16 protein-coding genes are annotated in these 16,007 nt (G+C 46.1%); 9 read left to right on the top strand and 7 right to left on the bottom strand.

What is annotated here, in order from left to right; translation table 11 throughout:
* Position 1 precedes the first annotated feature (1 nt).
* From QJS83_RS01390 to QJS83_RS01370, 5 genes are all read left to right on the top strand, one after another.
* Positions 2 to 1,141 (top strand): hypothetical protein, encoded by a 1,140-nt coding sequence (locus tag QJS83_RS01390; RefSeq protein ID WP_284607087.1) that lies wholly within the window; start codon positions 2 to 4, stop codon positions 1,139 to 1,141.
* A gap of 332 nt (positions 1,142 to 1,473) precedes the next feature.
* On the top strand, positions 1,474 to 2,529 hold the full coding sequence (gene hppD, locus QJS83_RS01385; protein ID WP_284607085.1) for a 4-hydroxyphenylpyruvate dioxygenase: 1,056 nt from the start codon (positions 1,474 to 1,476) through the stop codon (positions 2,527 to 2,529).
* A gap of 7 nt (positions 2,530 to 2,536) precedes the next feature.
* Positions 2,537 to 3,721 carry a bifunctional diaminohydroxyphosphoribosylaminopyrimidine deaminase/5-amino-6-(5-phosphoribosylamino)uracil reductase RibD gene (gene ribD, locus QJS83_RS01380; RefSeq protein WP_284607083.1) on the top strand — a complete coding sequence of 395 codons (1,185 nt, stop codon included), beginning with the start codon at positions 2,537 to 2,539 and terminating at the stop codon, positions 3,719 to 3,721.
* A gap of 70 nt (positions 3,722 to 3,791) precedes the next feature.
* Complete coding sequence (locus QJS83_RS01375) at positions 3,792 to 4,214, top strand: PspC domain-containing protein (RefSeq protein ID WP_284607081.1); 423 nt, start codon at positions 3,792 to 3,794, stop codon at positions 4,212 to 4,214.
* A 5-nt stretch (positions 4,215 to 4,219) separates the two neighbouring features.
* Positions 4,220 to 4,633 (top strand): hypothetical protein, encoded by a 414-nt coding sequence (locus QJS83_RS01370; protein ID WP_284607079.1) that lies wholly within the window; start codon positions 4,220 to 4,222, stop codon positions 4,631 to 4,633.
* A 46-nt stretch (positions 4,634 to 4,679) separates the two neighbouring features.
* Here the strand turns inward: QJS83_RS01370 and QJS83_RS01365 are convergent, their stop codons facing one another.
* From QJS83_RS01365 to rfaD, 3 genes are read right to left on the bottom strand one after another with little or no spacing between them, the layout of a single operon-like run.
* The gene (locus QJS83_RS01365) at positions 4,680 to 5,471 is read right to left on the bottom strand and encodes an RNA methyltransferase (protein WP_284607078.1); all 792 of its coding nucleotides are present in this window, start codon (positions 5,469 to 5,471) and stop codon (positions 4,680 to 4,682) included.
* Entirely contained in the window at positions 5,472 to 7,214 is a 1,743-nt protein-coding gene (locus tag QJS83_RS01360; protein WP_284607076.1) for an aromatic amino acid hydroxylase, read from the bottom strand. It abuts the gene before it with no gap.
* Between the two features lie 16 nt (positions 7,215 to 7,230).
* The gene (gene rfaD, locus QJS83_RS01355) at positions 7,231 to 8,205 is read right to left on the bottom strand and encodes an ADP-glyceromanno-heptose 6-epimerase (RefSeq protein ID WP_284607074.1); all 975 of its coding nucleotides are present in this window, start codon (positions 8,203 to 8,205) and stop codon (positions 7,231 to 7,233) included.
* Positions 8,206 to 8,363: 158 nt separating this feature from the next.
* Between rfaD and QJS83_RS01350 the strand changes: the two genes are divergently transcribed.
* Both QJS83_RS01350 and QJS83_RS01345 read left to right on the top strand, forming a co-directional pair.
* The gene (locus QJS83_RS01350; protein ID WP_284607072.1) at positions 8,364 to 9,920 is read left to right on the top strand and encodes a S41 family peptidase; all 1,557 of its coding nucleotides are present in this window, start codon (positions 8,364 to 8,366) and stop codon (positions 9,918 to 9,920) included.
* Positions 9,917 to 10,555: an alpha/beta hydrolase gene (locus tag QJS83_RS01345; protein WP_284607070.1), complete on the top strand. Its 639-nt coding sequence runs from the start codon at positions 9,917 to 9,919 to the stop codon at positions 10,553 to 10,555. Before QJS83_RS01350 ends, QJS83_RS01345 begins: the two co-directional genes overlap by 4 nt.
* A 54-nt stretch (positions 10,556 to 10,609) precedes the next feature.
* Here the strand turns inward: QJS83_RS01345 and QJS83_RS01340 are convergent, their stop codons facing one another.
* The 3 genes from QJS83_RS01340 to QJS83_RS01330 are packed head-to-tail and all read right to left on the bottom strand — an operon-like array spanning position 10,610 to position 12,358.
* Positions 10,610 to 11,461 (bottom strand): DUF4097 family beta strand repeat-containing protein, encoded by an 852-nt coding sequence (locus QJS83_RS01340; RefSeq protein WP_284607069.1) that lies wholly within the window; start codon positions 11,459 to 11,461, stop codon positions 10,610 to 10,612.
* 10 nt (positions 11,462 to 11,471) lie between these two features.
* Entirely contained in the window at positions 11,472 to 12,044 is a 573-nt protein-coding gene (locus QJS83_RS01335) for a DUF1700 domain-containing protein (protein ID WP_284607067.1), read from the bottom strand.
* Positions 12,041 to 12,358, bottom strand: a complete 318-nt coding sequence (locus QJS83_RS01330; protein WP_284607065.1) for a PadR family transcriptional regulator — start codon at positions 12,356 to 12,358, stop codon at positions 12,041 to 12,043. The genes QJS83_RS01335 and QJS83_RS01330 overlap by 4 nt, the downstream gene beginning before the upstream one ends.
* A 250-nt stretch (positions 12,359 to 12,608) precedes the next feature.
* On the opposite strand from QJS83_RS01330, the gene QJS83_RS01325 reads away from it, so the two are divergent.
* The gene (locus tag QJS83_RS01325) at positions 12,609 to 13,019 is read left to right on the top strand and encodes a bacteriohemerythrin (RefSeq protein ID WP_284607063.1); all 411 of its coding nucleotides are present in this window, start codon (positions 12,609 to 12,611) and stop codon (positions 13,017 to 13,019) included.
* A 264-nt stretch (positions 13,020 to 13,283) separates the two neighbouring features.
* Positions 13,284 to 14,057, top strand: coding sequence for a murein L,D-transpeptidase catalytic domain family protein (locus QJS83_RS01320; protein ID WP_284607061.1), 774 nt, complete (start codon positions 13,284 to 13,286; stop codon positions 14,055 to 14,057).
* 89 nt (positions 14,058 to 14,146) lie between these two features.
* On the opposite strand, the gene QJS83_RS01315 is transcribed toward QJS83_RS01320, so the two are convergent.
* The gene (locus tag QJS83_RS01315; protein WP_284607059.1) at positions 14,147 to 16,003 is read right to left on the bottom strand and encodes a hypothetical protein; all 1,857 of its coding nucleotides are present in this window, start codon (positions 16,001 to 16,003) and stop codon (positions 14,147 to 14,149) included.
* Positions 16,004 to 16,007 lie beyond the last annotated feature (4 nt).

The following is a 16,007-nucleotide window of genomic DNA, read 5'->3' as shown; positions in this document are numbered from 1 at the left end:
AATGCGTCTTGGGTTTATTTTACTGAATGTTCTTGTCGGCACATCAGCAGTCGCCGTGGATTATCCTTTGCCAGCGGGACACCGCGAGGCCTTTATGGCCAACACCGGAGCCGCGATGGTCGCCTCACCTGGGAACGTGCTTTTTAATCCTGCGGGTTTGGGTTTTCGCGATACAGACAAACTTTCTCTTTCCGTGAGCGGCAATGCGATCTCTTCGCAAAAGTTTGATATTCCCAATCAGAAGATCGTTCCGCAAGAAATGACAATTCGCCCGACATTAGCGGCGAGTATTTATCCAACAGCTTTCGGAACCGGAGCCTTCTTTGTTGCGAATCCTCTGGCATTTCAAGTTATCGCAAGTTCCTCTCAATCCGTTGCGGGAGGTTATTTGTTAAACTCCACGCAAAAGGTGCGGCAGGATGCGATTGTTATCGGCGGATCCTTTGGCAGCAGTCTTGGAGAGCGTTTCGCTTGGGGATTTTCAGGTGGTGTTCAGACGGGCACAGATGAATCGACATATTATTTCACTCTGACACAAGGGGGAGCCTATGCCTCCACGCAGTTTGCTCAGCGCGATGAAAAGAAGACGGCGATTATTGTGATTCCCGGAATCATGGCGAAAGTCACTGAGGCTTGGACGGTCGGTCTTTCGATGAAATTATTGCCGTTTTTTATTGAATCCACAGCGACCGAGTTTTCCTCGAAGTTGGAATCAACATCACCGACGACCATTCAAGAAACGGTCACGACATATGACCCCCAAGCAGAAGCGTCCATGGCAGTTCGTCTTGGGCAGAATTTTTCGCTTATCGGCGGCAATAGAGTGAATTTGGATGTTGTTTACAACTCACAAAGTAAAACACGCAATGCTGACGGCACGATAGATACGAGTGCGGAGGACTGGTTTTATGCTTTCGGCTGGCGCAATACTTCTCCGGAAGGATGGGAACCACTCTTTGGCTACGCTCGTGGGGAGTCGGAGCCAGCGACGTCGGATTTAATAACCGCGGGAGTTTCCATAACCAAAAGACGCAATGAAATCATCGTTGGCGCTTTCCATATGGGCACGACACCGAAAAGTGAAAACGGCAGCAAATTTTCTTCTTATGGAATTATGTTCTCTTCGAATGTCGCGTTCTAAAGAATCCACATAAGATCTTTGAGCATCCCGATCAGGATGATGCCTAAAATCACTTCGCCCGCGAGCGCGAAATAAAACCAGGGAGGATTTTTGATTTTCTCTCTAGGCATAGATGGTCCCCTTATAAAACCTATCGGCGCTCTCTAAACAAACTCGATACTACATTCGGGTTATTGCGAAGCTTTAACCCTGCAATGTTCCGTGGTCTCAATGAGAGACCCATAAATCGTCTAAATACCTATATTCACTGGTTTTCTTCCTGCTTGAATAACAGCTTATTTAGGGCTACTGTCACGGAATCTTGATATATCTTTGACCTAGCAGAGGTGCAAATGGCGCAGATTTCAGAGCAAAATCCTATTGGTCTCAATGGAGTTGATTTCATCGAGTACTCGGGGCCCGATGCTCATTTCTTTGAACAAGTTTTCAAGAGATATGCTTTCAAAGAAGTGGGACAAGTTCACGGAAAAAACATCAAGCTCTATCGTCAGGGTGACATCAATTACATCTTGAATTGTGAACCGCAAACTTTCGCAACAGAATTCGCGAAACAACACGGCAACTCGATTTCGGCCACAGGCTTTCGAGTCGTCGACGCTGAAAAGGCTTTTGCAGCTGCCGTTGCTCGGGGAGGACGCCCTTATGACGGCAACGATCATCAAAGAGGCGCGACACCTTTCCCCGCGATCTACGGCATCGGTGATTCTTTAATCTATTTTATGGACGACAAGAATCAGAAAAAACTTTACGAAGAAATTTTCCAGATCAAAGAAGAAGACAAAGCTCCGCAAGGCGCGGGTTTTCTTGTGATCGATCATTTCACGAACAACGTTCCCAAAGGCGAGATGGATAAATGGTGTGAATTCTACACGAAGGTTTTAAACTTCCGTGAAGCGCGCTATTTCGATATCCGCGGAACGAAGACGGGTCTTCTTTCTAAAGTGATGCGTTCTCCTTGCGGTAAATTCTCAGTGCCCATCAATGAACCGACAGAGTCGAAATCACAAATTCAAGAATACCTTGATGAATACAAAGGGTCGGGAATTCAGCACGTGGCTTTGTTGACCAACGACATCGTCGCGACTTTGGAATCTTTGAAGAGCAGCGAAATTCAATTCCTGACGCCGCCTCCGCATAGTTACTACGAGATGTTGCCGGACCGTGTTCCAAATGTGACAGAGGATCTGAACGTGTTGGAAAAAAATGCGATTCTTGTCGATGGGGACGAGCACGGTTATTTATTGCAGATTTTCACAAAGAATACTTTTGGTCCGATCTTCTATGAAGTTATTCAGCGAAAAGGTCACGATGGCTTCGGTGACGGCAACTTCCAAGCGTTGTTCGACGCCATTGAACGAGATCAAAAAGAACGCGGTTATTTGACGTAAAGGTTTTATGGAGCTCATTCAAACTCTTTCAGTTCCAAACAGAGGTGACAAACTCACGGCCGATCAGGCCATGCGTTTGGCGATCAGTGAAGCTTACAAAGGCTCTACGCGCACCAGTCCGAATCCGAACGTGGGCGCGGTTGTTTTGGATTCTCAAGGGGGATTTCTCGCTTCGGGTTACCATGAATTTTACGGCGGACCTCACGCGGAAGTGAATGCTCTTCGCCATCTTTCCAGTGAAGAGCTTCAAGGCGCGCACGTGTTCGTGACTTTAGAGCCTTGCGCACACGAAGGAAAAACTCCTTCTTGTGCGAAGATGATGGCCAAACTTCCGATTAAAAAAGTCACTTTCGGTTTGATTGATCCTAACCCGCTTGTGGCAGGACAAGGCGCTGATATCTTAAGAGCTGCCGGGATCGAAGCGGATGTCTTTCATTCAGACAACGCGGATGTCGATCGCGATATCAAAACGCATCTTGAAGAAGTGTGCGAGACTTTTCTTTGGAACTATCGTCAGAAAAAAGTTTTTGTGGCCGTTAAAATGGCTTCGAGTTTGGATGGGCAGGTGGCTCTTCGTTCAGGCGAGTCACAGTGGATCACAGGTCCTCAATCGCGTGAGTACGTTCACTATCTACGCGCGTGCTACGATGCGATTTTAGTCGGCAAAGGCACGATCGAGTTCGACAATCCATCCTTGGATATTCGCCATCCAGAAATTCAAAAGAAAAATAAAGTCGTCGTGATTGACGGGGAAGCCGAGTTGCTTCATCGCTTTGCCGAACTAAAGCTTTCTAAAGTGCACGCGGCAGCGGATGTTTTGTGGTGCGTTTCTGAAGAGACGAAAGAAGAAGTGCAAAAAATTTTAGCGAAGCTTTCTTTGGCGCCTCAAGTTCTTTATGTAAAAACTCAAGTCGATGGCAACCTTCAACTCGAAGATTTGCTCGCGCAACTTTATCAACAAGGTTTGCGTAGTGTGATGGTTGAGGGCGGCGCGCTGACTGCGAGCACGTTTATAGATTGCGGTCTTGTAAATCGACTTTACATGTTCCAGGCTCCTATCATTATGGGCTCTGGAGGCTCTCGCTCTTGGACGGAAACCGTAAGGATTGCCTCCATGACAGAAAAGATCCATGTGAAGAATCCTCGGTATCTGACTTTTGGGAATGATTTCATGATCACGGGGACTTTCTAACACGGGTTTGCTGAGAGCCTCTGGACAAAGTAGATTTGCGATACATATTTACTTTGTTTAGGAGTCACAGATGCAAACCACGTCCACTCAATCACCGACAGCTAATTATCGTTGGACTCGGGCCGCCGATGGCGCTTTAGCTGGCGTTTGCAAAGGTCTAGGTAACGCCTTAGGTATTGAAACTTGGATATTGCGCGTCATTTGGCTGGTTGCCGTGCTGTGGTTTGGTAGCGGAGTCCTTCTATATTTGATCTTATGGGCGTGTTTGCCCCGCGTCGATAGACTGGACCAAGCTCTAGATGGAAAGGTTCTCGGCGTCTGTGCTAGAATTGCTAAAAGATACCGCATCGAAGTGGGGCTGGTGCGAACGGGATTTGTTATTTTAGCCCTCGTAACATTCGGTGTGGCTCTCTTGGGTTATGGTCTGTGCTATTTCATGATTCCGAAAGACCAAGAACCCACAAGTCGCTCAAAGAGCGCAGGAGTATTTTAATATTTATGGGTGATGACAGTAGTAGGTCGATCGTAAAAGCCCTCAAAAACGAATGGTCTCTTTTCTGGGAAGCCTTCCAAGGCGAAGACAAAGAAGTGCCAGCAAAAACTGCAGAAGAAACTTTGGACGGTAAAGTCGAGGTGCTTAGCCTCGATCAGATCCGCGAAATGACAAAGGCGTTGGTAGAGGATCGTAAGAAACTCAACCAGAAGCTCGAGTCTCTTTCTAAAGAAATCGATTTGAATTCCGCAAAACTCGAAAGCCTTCGCCTCGTCGGTGGTGAAGAGGATGATACCATGAAACGTATCACCGAACTTCATGACATGGGTCAGAGCATGGCGATGACATTGGCGAAACTCGACAAACAATTGCGCGAAATCCGCGAACAAGAAGACCGCATTCACGAAGACGTCGTTTAACGAATTCATGACCGCCAACTGACGGCGTTTGACGTTCCTGAATTCGTTAAATTTTTTGGTCTCTTTTTTGGAAGGCTTTCCATTCGCGAAGTTTACGGATGGATTGCTGTAAGACTGTTTCTAAGATGACGAGTTCTTTTTTTGTCGGTGTGTTTTGCAAAAGCATGCGGCGAAGAACCGTGTAAACGTTGATCTTTCTTTGGCGAGTGAGATCGAAACCCATTTCTTCTAGCCAGATTTTCAAAGTGTGTTCAGGATTGATTCCCGCGATTCCTTCCGGAGCACGGCGAGCTTTGCCACCATCAAGTTGGGTTCTGTTTCCGCCCCAAGTACGGCGCAAGGAAAACATTCCCAGCAGAGCCGCTTGTGCTAAGTTTAAACTCCAGTTTTCCCCGTAAGTGGGAAGGCACGCGCAGAAATTCACATGCTCTAAGTCTTCCGCAGCAAGACCCCAATCTTCAGGACCAAAAATCAAGTGCACAACATACGGAACGTCGCTCGTGATTTGAAATTGCGGAGCATGATCGGCAACGTCTTTAAGAACTTCGTCGATATCGCGAACCTGACGGCCTTTTCCGTCGCGAGCCGTGAAAGCGATCTTAATGCTTTCCGGTTCTTTCGCTTTGAAATCTTCCCAAGACATGTACGTCGTACGATTTTGCAGGCCTGTTTGTCCAGTCGCTGCCGCTTGTTGGGCATCATAGGTGATTTCGCACTGCGGATCGATCAAGATCAACTTGTCCATCCCCATGTTGCTCATCGCCCGTGAAGTCGATCCAATATTGCGTTCATAAATAGTGCGCACAAGAACAATACGCACTTCAAAAGGTCTTTTCATCTAGAGAGTCTCCGATAAAAGCAGGCCATCATGAATAAGGCCTCGAGTCTTTTCATCTTTTTTCGCAAGCAGCGCAAGGTCCTCTTCCAGTTGAGATTTCAAAGATGATTGCGGGTCGCGGGCTTTCACAAGTTCCAAAGCTTCCATTAATAGAAGCCAATCTTGAGGCGCGATTTCTTTGTGCTCTTTCAAAATCTTTTCAAGCGCGCTGCTCAGTTCAGCACCGTGAGTTTTATCTTCGCGCAACTTGCGAACGCTTCCGTAATGCATGTGCATTTTCAATTCTTGCTCGGAATATTTTGGAGCAGGAACGCGTTTGGCGACGAAATCGGATGTTTCGCCGTAAGCTTCACGGTCTGCAGGTCCACCGAAAACAGAAGGGACGCTGGAGCCAATAGCCATATCAAAGGTGCCCCATTCGGGAGCAAAAAGAACACGGCCTTGGAATTCGGCTTTTGCATTCGTCAAAGTAAGCAGAAGTGTTTTGCCATCTTTGACAAGACGGCCTTGCACCGTTCCGGTGATCACAACTCCCGACGTGTATGTCAAAGTCACGCTCTTGCCATTTTCCACCTGCAACCACATCCATTCGGAATCTGTGAAAGTAGAAGGACATCTGCTAGGGAATTCTTTCAGGAATCCCACAGGCGTACCGAAACCGTGGGCGTGATAGTCTTTACCATGACCACTGAGTTGTTTGTCAGCGTAACAAAGTTGTGAAGGGCCTTGCAGGCGAAGGTAAGCGATTTCGTTTTTCGCCGTCGTGATTGCTTCGACAATTTGTCCTGAAATTTGAATGCCGGAGTTCAGTTGCGCCGTATTGACGGATTCTGCTTCAATCGCTTTTTTCAAGCCTTGCAATCCGCCCACACGGTAAGCCATCTGTTCTGCCATCTCGTCCAAAACTTTGGATAGAGTTTTGAAATCAGGCGCGACAAAAAGTTGTGGCTGAGGTTCCGTGATATCGTAACCGACTTTGATGCAATCGACGGTCAAAGGAATTTTCTTAACGTTGGAGCTTAAGCACCACTTCGATTCGCCCACGCTGGAAAGAAGGCCCGCACCGAAAATTTTCGGATTTTCGAGTGTGCCGATAAGACCGTACTCTGCCGTCCACCAATTCATGCGAGAAAGCTCGGAAGCTTCAGAAATGTGTGTGATGCTTTTGCTGACTTTTTCAAGCGTCGCTTCCGCGTTTTTAATTTGTTCGGAAGTCGAAGCCGGATTTTCTTTAAGATCCGAGAGTTCACGAATTGCTTCGTAAAGATCCAAGTCTTGTTTGCTGATAATCGCTTTTTTTGCGACCTGGGCATACTGGCGCAGATATTCGGAAAATTCAGGATGAATCAGAATCGGCGCATGACCGGCAGCCTCGTGAACAATATCTGGAGCGGGAGTGTAAAGAAGATGGTCCAGAGTTCTCATATCAGACGCGATAGGGAGAACGCCCAACGATTGCAGCTCCATGAAAGCTGCGGGCGGGATAAATCCGCTCACAGGCAAAGCGCGCCAGCCGAATTGCTGCAACTTTTTGCTGATGTCATCAATACGCGGAATACGCTCGATATCGATTCCGGTTTTGTTAAGTCCTTCGACGTAACACTCGTGCGCATGCTTCGATAAAAAAGATTTAAGCTGGCGCAAGATATAGCGCCAGACAGCTTGATCTACAGGAGTGTACTTTTCGTAGTGTTGTTCTACGACGTATTTTCTTAAATGCGGGGGAAGAAAGTCCGTCTCCATTCGCGGGTCTCCTCAACTACAAAGATGGATCGTCTTTGGAGAGATAATTTTGCACATAATCCGCCACCGCTTTTTCCAAAGGCCATTTCGCGGGACTCATACCTGCTTGTTGCCATTTGTCGGTTTTAGCTTCTGTGAAGTACTGGTATTGACCGCGAATATTTTCGGGCATTTCTAGCCAGTTGATTTTCATGTCTTTACCCATGGCAGAGAATACGGAACTCGCAAGATCCAACCATGTGCGCGGTTTACCAAAGCCCATATTGTAAATGCCGTTCTTTGGTTTTTTATCCATCAACTCGGCCATCCACCCGGTGACATCTTTGACGTAAACGAAGTCACGCATGAATTCACCGTCTTTGTATTCCGGGTTTGCGGATTTAAACAATCCCAACGAACCATTGGCTTTGATTTGATTGTACGCTTTGAAAGCGACGCTCGACATCGCTTCTTTGTGGTATTCGTTCGGCCCAAACACGTTGAAGAATTTAAGTCCGTACCAGTGCGGAGGAGTCTGCGTTTGTTTCAACGCCCAACGGTCGAACAAAACTTTGGATTCACCGTAAAGATTAAGCGGACGGAGTTTTTCTGGATCTGTCGTGTCGTCAAAGCCCAATTCACCGGCGCCATAAGTCGCCGCGGAGGAAGCATAGATCATCGACTTTTGATGTTTTGTACACCACTCAAAAATTCTTTGTGTGTAGTGCGTATTGTTTTCCCACAGAAACTCTTTGTTTGTTTCTGTTGTTGAAGAGCAAGCACCCATGTGGATGATCCATGTGACGTTCTTTTGAGCCTCTTCGCTATCCAAGAACGCCCACAATTCGTCTTTCATCAGGAACTTTGAGATTTGGCGCTTCTTTAAAAGATTGCGCTCAGAAAGACCTACTGAATCTACCGCGATAATGTCTTTGAACCCTTTTTGGTTAAGTTCCCAGACCATCACGCTGCCAATAAAACCGTTTGCACCTGTTACAATAATCATGACCATGAACCTATTACAGAGTGCCTTTTTTCTCAAGAAAACTCCTCTGTTGAGCACCTTAGCAAGCACGAAAAAAATACCCAAAAACCGCCCTAGACTAGAACCAATTCGATCTGAGCGGGCATGGCCGTTGCTCAGGAATGTCACCAGTCGGGAGGCGATGAGTGCTCAGTTCACCTCGTTTTTTCATTATCTCATTGTGTGTATTGGCCGTGGGGGTCAGTATTTCTTTGTCGCGTTCGAATCGTAGCGACTCTTCCAAGGTGAAATCCACCGAAGCCTACTGGGCCGAGACGGGGCTCGGCCCAGCAGCCTTGGAAGATCTTCTTCAGGACCAGACTTGTGGCAGTTCTGAACGTTACTTCCTGGCTTGTGCTAACTCCATTTTGACTGTGGCAAACCGCTTTAATATGAGCCTTAATACGGCGGGTAAACTGGTCCCCGTGCAAGAAGCGTTGTCTGCCGACATGAGCACAGAGAAAAAACAGCTCGAACCGTGGAAAGAGTTTTTCTCTGCGCAAACTGACAAGGCCGTGAAGATTTCATTCTTAAAGGCCTGGCAGGAACTTTCAAAGCGTTTCATTTCTGATGAACAAAAATCAATGATGGTGGGCTTGGGCCTCAACGGATTCATTTCAGTATTTCGTGATCCGCATACTTACCTTATGCCGGTTTCGCAATTCCAAGAGGTGATTTCCAAAGCGGACAATCGCTCGGCTTCTTTGGGAATTACTTTGGGTCGTTCGCAGGGGAATTACGTCATTCGCAAAGTGACGGAAGGAAGTGCGGCTAAAAGCGCTGGCGTTGAAAAAGGCGATGTGATCGTTTCCATCAACGGCCAAAGAACGCCGGGCCTTTTGCAGGCGCGCGTTTCTGAACTTCTCAAGGGTGAGGTCGGCGATCTTACAACATTGATCGTTACTCGTGACGGTGAAAGATTGAAGTTCAAACTTCGCCGCAAAGAAATCACGGTGGCGACGGTATCGACTCGCGTGATTGAGGGAATCAAGCCTGTGGCGGTTGTGGGTATTAACAAATTCGCCAAGGGTGCCTGTGATAAAGTGAAGGAGTCCTTGAGCATCGTTAAAAAATCTCACGTGCGCGGCTTGCTCTTGGATTTGCGTGACAATCCAGGCGGACAAATGGAAGAAGCCGCATGTATCGCGAGTCTTTTTGTCGGCCCTGAGCAAAAGATTTTTGAAGTTCGTTATTTAGATCCTAGCAAGAAAAGAGAAGACTATTTCGGCGGAGAAGAAAAAATGTTCGACTTGCCGATGGCTGTTCTGGTGAATGGCTCTTCTGCCAGTGCGGCGGAAATCGTAGCCGGAGCTTTGCGTGATTTGAACCGCGCGGTTCTTGTGGGCGAAAGAACTTTCGGTAAAGGTTCTTTCCAAGAGGGCGAATATTGGTCGCAGAATAAAAAGATCGCGTTGTTCGAGACGAAAGGTTTTTATTATCTTCCGTCAGGCCGCTCTCCGCAAATGAAAGGTCTGCAGCCGGATGTCGTTGTTAACTTCGATAATATTCTCGTGATGAGAGAGGCGGACCAATTCATGAATCCTTTGCGTGCTCCCGAAAGACAAGTGCGCGCGGCGGGTCCTCTGTATTCTTCGAACGACTGTTTGGATTTGGATGAAGGCGGTCTTTCGGACGACGTTCAATTATCAAAAGCGCAACAAGTTTTGTTTTGTTCAGGTTCTGTGGCAAGAGCAGGGTTATGATTTCGACGAATTTATTTAAGCATAAGTTTATTCAGGCAAAAAGAAAATCGGATTATTTGATGATCGTGTTGCACGGTCGTGGCGATAGTATTCGTCCCTTCTATTCCTTCAATGAGGAACTGAACATCCCGGAAATGAATTATCTTTTATTGAATGCTCCTCGTCGCTTCATGGATGGATACACTTGGTATGGTGAACCTCCGTATCAGAGCGGCGGAGTTCTAAAGATTCGCGAAAAACTTTTTGATCTTTTAAATGATTTGGAAAACCAGGGTTGGAAAAGCGAGAACATCTTTTTGTTTGGTTTTTCCCAGGGTTGTTTGATTAGTGCTGACGTCGGCATGAACTATCCGAAAAGGCTTGGTGGTGTCGTCGGTATTAGCGGTTATTTTAATTTTTATCCGCGGTGGCGTGCGAATTTGGCCGAAGATTCGCGCCGTACACCCTGGCTTTTCACACACGGTCACCAAGATGATATTCTTCCCTTGGAAGAAACAAAGTTCGGCGTAGATAAGTTAAAAGATGCCGGTCTGAAGGTTGAATGGGTTGAAATGGATAAGGACCATTCATTGAAAGAAGAAGAGTATCCGATTATTCGCCGCTGGGTTCGCGAGAAATTGGCTGAATTAAAATAAAAAATCGCGAGTCTTTTGGGCTCGCGATTTTTCGTGTTTATCTGTTGCGGCTATTTACTCGATTTCGATATCACCGCTAGTTGTTTTCACGGTCACATCAAATTTTCCATTATTAGCGCTGCCGAAGGCGTTATGAATTTCTCCGCTTGTGGATTGCAAAGAAAAATGGACGTCGTCCGCTTTTGCCATTTTTAACTTCACGTCGCCAGACACAGAAGAGAATGACACGTTCGCAGGAGCTGTATTGCTCACTTCGATGTCGCCGCTCACGGATTTGCCTACGACTTTAGAAAGAGTCGAGGATTCAATCTTAATATCGCCAGAGACAGTCACGGCATCGACATCCTTGACGTCAATCTGTCTTCCAGTGACTTCGCCAGAAACTGTTTTCACGATAAGACTGTCGAGCTTTAAATTTTCCAAAGTCAATTCGCCGCTTGCGGATTCGAAACGCAGTTCTTTCGAGAAAGAGTCAGGGATTTCGATAGTGACCTCCAGTTTTGTCACAGCGTTGTCATCAGGCTGACGAATTTCAAGAACGTCGGCGGTTTCAGTAACGGCAAGCAGTCGCGGCGCTTTGTTGACATCCAGTCGGCCTGTCGCTTTGATGACGACTTCTTTATTCATTGTTTTCTTAATACGAACATCGCCGTTGAAAGTCTTAATGGAAAACTTGCTTGCGGGAGGGGCTAGGTTCCAAATATCTTCAGCGACTTCTTTGCTGGTATCTCTTTTGGAAATACCGCCAATATGGACGGAAACGTTGTATTTTTCTTCGAGCTTGGTGATAAGGGCAGGATCCGCTTTGTAGGCTTCTTGCGAAGCGTAGCCGGCGATACCCAGGAAAACCACTGTCCAAACAACAGCGCCAATAAAAACTTTTGAGAACACAGAGAACGATTTCATTGTAAGTCTCCTATTTTTCCAAAACGAATTTAAGATTCCACTGCAAATAACTAATAAGGCCGAGCAAGATGTACTTTGTGATCATAAACATCACCATCCCGCTGATAACGGCTAATCCAAGCAGCCCCATACTTGCGGAAAAACCCGCAAGCCACGTCCAACCCGAGGATGACAAAGTTCCTAAAGAAAAAAGCACCGAGAGAAGGGCCACGCTTACAGAACCAATAGCCATAGACACTGCCCAACCGGATGCAAGGAGGGCAAAGGTCACAACTCCCGGAATAAATAAAACAATAAAATTAAAAGGTGCGATTACGAGAAGACGTCCAATCACGTTGATCGCAAGACTCCACTTGAACGCTTTTTTTGGATTCTTGATTTCGCTGATCATGGATTCAGTTTGATAAGCTTTCGCAATCACAGACGGGAAGCCCAAGCTTTCAGAGATTTCTTCTTCGGTTTTTCTTTTGTTGAGACCGTGATTAAAATGCTCTTCGTAGTCAGACAAAATATCATCGACGTTTTGCACTTTATTCTTTTCAAGCTCTGCTTTGAGATTCTTCAAAAACTCTTGCTTGTTCATTTGATTTCCTTGCCGATCAATTCTTCAATTTGCTGATTAAATTCCATCCACTGCTTGAACTGGTCTTTTTGAAACTCTTTTCCCAGTTTTGTAATTCGATAATATTTGCGGGGAGGTCCCTCGGAAGATTCCTGCAAATATGTTTCGAAATACTTTTCTTCGGTCAGGCGGCGAAGAATGGGATAAAGAGTGCCTTCCGAGATTTCCAGAACTTTGGAGATCTCTTCAACCAACTCGTAACCGTAGTAATCCTTGCGACCAATCATGGTCAGGACACAGAGTTCAAGGACACCTTTTTTAAATTGCGCGTTCATACTGCCTCGACCTTTCAGTACTAAATTATGCTAGGTACTGTGTAATGTAAAGTACTAAGTTATGTTCAGTAGATAATTCTTCGGGAGGCGAATAAGTCATTGTAATCACGTATATAATCAGAAATGGATGCGATTAGTTATCGCGTTTTTTGAAATATTTCCGGCTTCATGATGGCCGTCATATAGAACAAATGGGCCGGTCCCGAAGAGGAGGTTGAAACATTAAAGCCAATCGGAAGGGAAGGTAATTATGTCGGAATCATTTTTCAAATGGGATCAAGAGCGTCTCACAACTCATGTCGATGCTATGGATAACGAGCATAAAAAACTCATCGATATTATGAACCGTTTGTATGAGCGCTCAGAAGCGAAGGCCTCCAAAAATGAACTGTCAGCGATTGTGAGAGAGCTTGTTTCTTGGACCATCACGCATTTTGATCACGAGGAAAAGTTTTTTGATACGCTTCCATATTCTCACGCCGCCGTTCATAAAAAGATTCACAAAGATTTGATCGAAAGACTCAAAGGGCATCAGGCGGAGTTTGACAAAGCCGGTTCACTGTCGCCGGCCTTCTTTCAGTTCTTAAAAACGTGGCTCACGGCCCATATTATGGGTATCGATACCAAGTACGGTGTGATTGCCGCGCAGAAGTCGGCGTAAGCTCACTATATATATAAGAGTAAAATCGGGATTCCGCCGACGCTTCTGAAGAGTCGGCGAATTTCGCAAAAAAGAGAATTCCTCTTTCTTCTTACTGAAACAAAAGTTTATTCACGCACGAAGGGCTTAACGCATTTGAGTTCCATTCGGAACAGCCTCGGTATTTGGTCTTAATTTTCATTCCTCCGTAATGAAAATTGCCTTTTTGTAATCGGCTTTGGCTAGTATTTGCCAAAACACACAACGTCTTTTCACGGAGGAATAATGACGAAAAAACTACTAAGTAACGCCCTTGTGATATCCGCGTTTTTGGCATTAGCAGCTTGTGGAAACGGTGGTGGAAGTGATCTTGCTTCTAACGACCTTGCCAACAACCCGGCGTCAAACGAAACATTGGCGGATGATACATCTGATGAACAAGCGTTCAATGCAGATGATAAGAGTGAAAACGATGCTCCCGAAGCGATGGTCGAAGAGTCTGCTATCGCCAGCAACAGTCGTGATTCCATTCTTAAAAACTACGACTATGTCGATCCAGGCAACGTCGTTCCTACAAGAGCTCTTGAAAATGCGATGGTTTATTTCCACCAGAACAAATCAAGAATCAAAAATCAGAAATATGTTTCTGTGATTGATTTTTCTCGCAGCTCGAAAGCCGCTCGTTTCCATATCATTGATATGAAAACAGGAAAAGTATGGAGCATTCACGTTGCGCACGGCAAAGGATCTGATTCTAACCATGACGGTTACGCAGAAAAATTCAGCAACAGATCAGGTTCCAAAGCGTCTTCTTTGGGCTACTACCTCACAGGAAGCACATACCAAGGCAGCAACGGTTACTCTTTGAAGTTGGACGGTCTTTCTTCAACAAACTCGAATGCTCGCGGTCGTGCGGTCGTGATCCATGGAGCGAGTTACGTTCGTGAAAAGAGCGTTAAACAAGGTCGCAGCTGGGGTTGTCCTGCCGTTGCGATGGAGTTGAGAACAAAAGTGATCAATATGCTTAAAGGCGGAAGTCTTATTTACGCAGTTAACTAACCAAGAATCTGAATGGGACCTCCTTCGAGGTCCTGCTCATTCCCCAAGCCCGCGCGGTGATTTCCCTCTCGCGTGGGCTTTTTTTTTGCTTAGATGGATTCGCTGTTTTCTTCGACGAGGCTAAGAAGTTTAGCGTAAAGATCCATTTTTACCGCAGGTGTATTTTGCAGCTCGCGATAAAAACGACTGACCGGGGCTTCCGGAGATCCATTGCTTTCATAGACCAAACGGTCCACGATTTTTTGCAGTTGATCCATGGAGAGGCCTTTTTTCTTTTCTGTGATGATCTCTTCAACCATCTCGATCAAGGCATTTCCCGTAATGCGTTTGGCGTTGTTCAGTTTTTCGGCGCGCTCTGAAAGACCTTTAAGGATCGTTTCAGGTTTTTGTTTTCCTGCGGCCGCCGTTACCAGATCGCGATAAGCTTCTTGGAAAAATTCGATATGCCGTCTTTGTTTTTCTCCCATGCGGGTGTCACGAGCTTTTGCAAAGCCCGAGACAATCGCTTTAAAAAAAGACGACTCCAGCATGCGACGTTTTTCAAAAGGCAGAGGGCTTTCAAATAAAAACTTCGGATATTCACGGAAAATCGCGCGCATATTGTAAAGCGCCGGATGATTGACGCCGTCTGCGACTTTTTCGATAGAGCCACTGACTTTGGCTCTTTCAAAGAAAATAAACTCTTTGTCGAAGTTCGCAAAAAGGTCCTTCTCCGCCAGGATGTGGCCTCTTTGGGTTTCGTTGAAACCCATGCGGTACAAAATGCGCTCCGCACGTTTTTCATCAAATTTTTTATTGAAGTTTTCGACAACAGGATGTTTCGAGAAAACACGCAAAGGTTTTTTCTTGCGGGTTTTAAGATAGTCCACCATTTGCGCAAACACCTGAACGATTAAACGCGCCTTTTGTTTCTGTTCGTTCAAATTCGTCGAGAATCTTTCGACGTCGTCGTAACGATATTTGTCGTGACGAATGCCAAACTGGCGAACGCTGCCATAGTCAATAATACCTGCATCCGCTAAAACGTTATCGCCATCCCAGTCCAACCAGGCAAAAATGTAGTCGCTGTCGAGTTGCGCCGTAAATGTTGCAAAGGAATCACAAACGTATTCAAGAAGGGCGTCGTATTTTTGATTTCCTTTAGGAGTGATGTCCCAAACTTTATTAGCGACCTGACGGTCGATAAAATAGTCCGTGGCCGCTTTCAATGACTCGTATTTTTCCTGTTTAAGATAAAGGAATAAGTGAGCAGGGCGGATCAAGTTCGGAGCGGCGCGAACGCCAATACCATAGCCTTTTCCTAGATCAATCACGCAAAGAACACGCTCGGTTTTTAAACCTTGCAAATGAAAAACTTCGGCAAGAATTGAGGCTGCAAGAAGTTCGTCGATCTCGGCAAGACCGCACCCGTAACCGAATTCAGTTCCACCTGTTTTTAAAGGTTTTTGCGCGGCCACAGCGCCGGGTGCAAGACATGTAACGCCAGTGCCTCGGCTCGAAACATCCCAAGTCATACCACGGTGATAGACCGTACCATTCCAGATGCCACGGCCATCGCCGGAAGTTTTTCCCTGTTTATTAGAGTGTTGCAGCTGCAGATAGCGAGTCGCCATATAACGATGAGGCTTGATTGTCGCGGGATCAATACGGCGATGAGTAAGTTCGTCGTATTCATTGATAATTTGCAGAGAGAAAGTTTCGATCAGTTTGTTCTCTAGATCTTCCGTCATTTGATGAGGATGATCCGGAGGAACCAGGCCCATTTCTTTTGCGAGGATAAAATTGAAGTAAGCGATTTTTCCGGTTTGCAGTTCGCGCACGCGATAGGAGACGTATCCATCTTCCACTGCTTCCATCCAAGGGTGCACGCCATTGAGTTGATCAAACGACGAATAAAAGTTCGTCACTTCCTTAAGCTTTCTTGCGCCGCTATGTTTCATCGTCATGATG

Source organism: Bdellovibrio sp. 22V, assembly GCF_030169785.1.
Lineage (GTDB): Bacteria > Bdellovibrionota > Bdellovibrionia > Bdellovibrionales > Bdellovibrionaceae > Bdellovibrio.
This window is presented reverse-complemented; position numbering and strand designations above follow the sequence as displayed.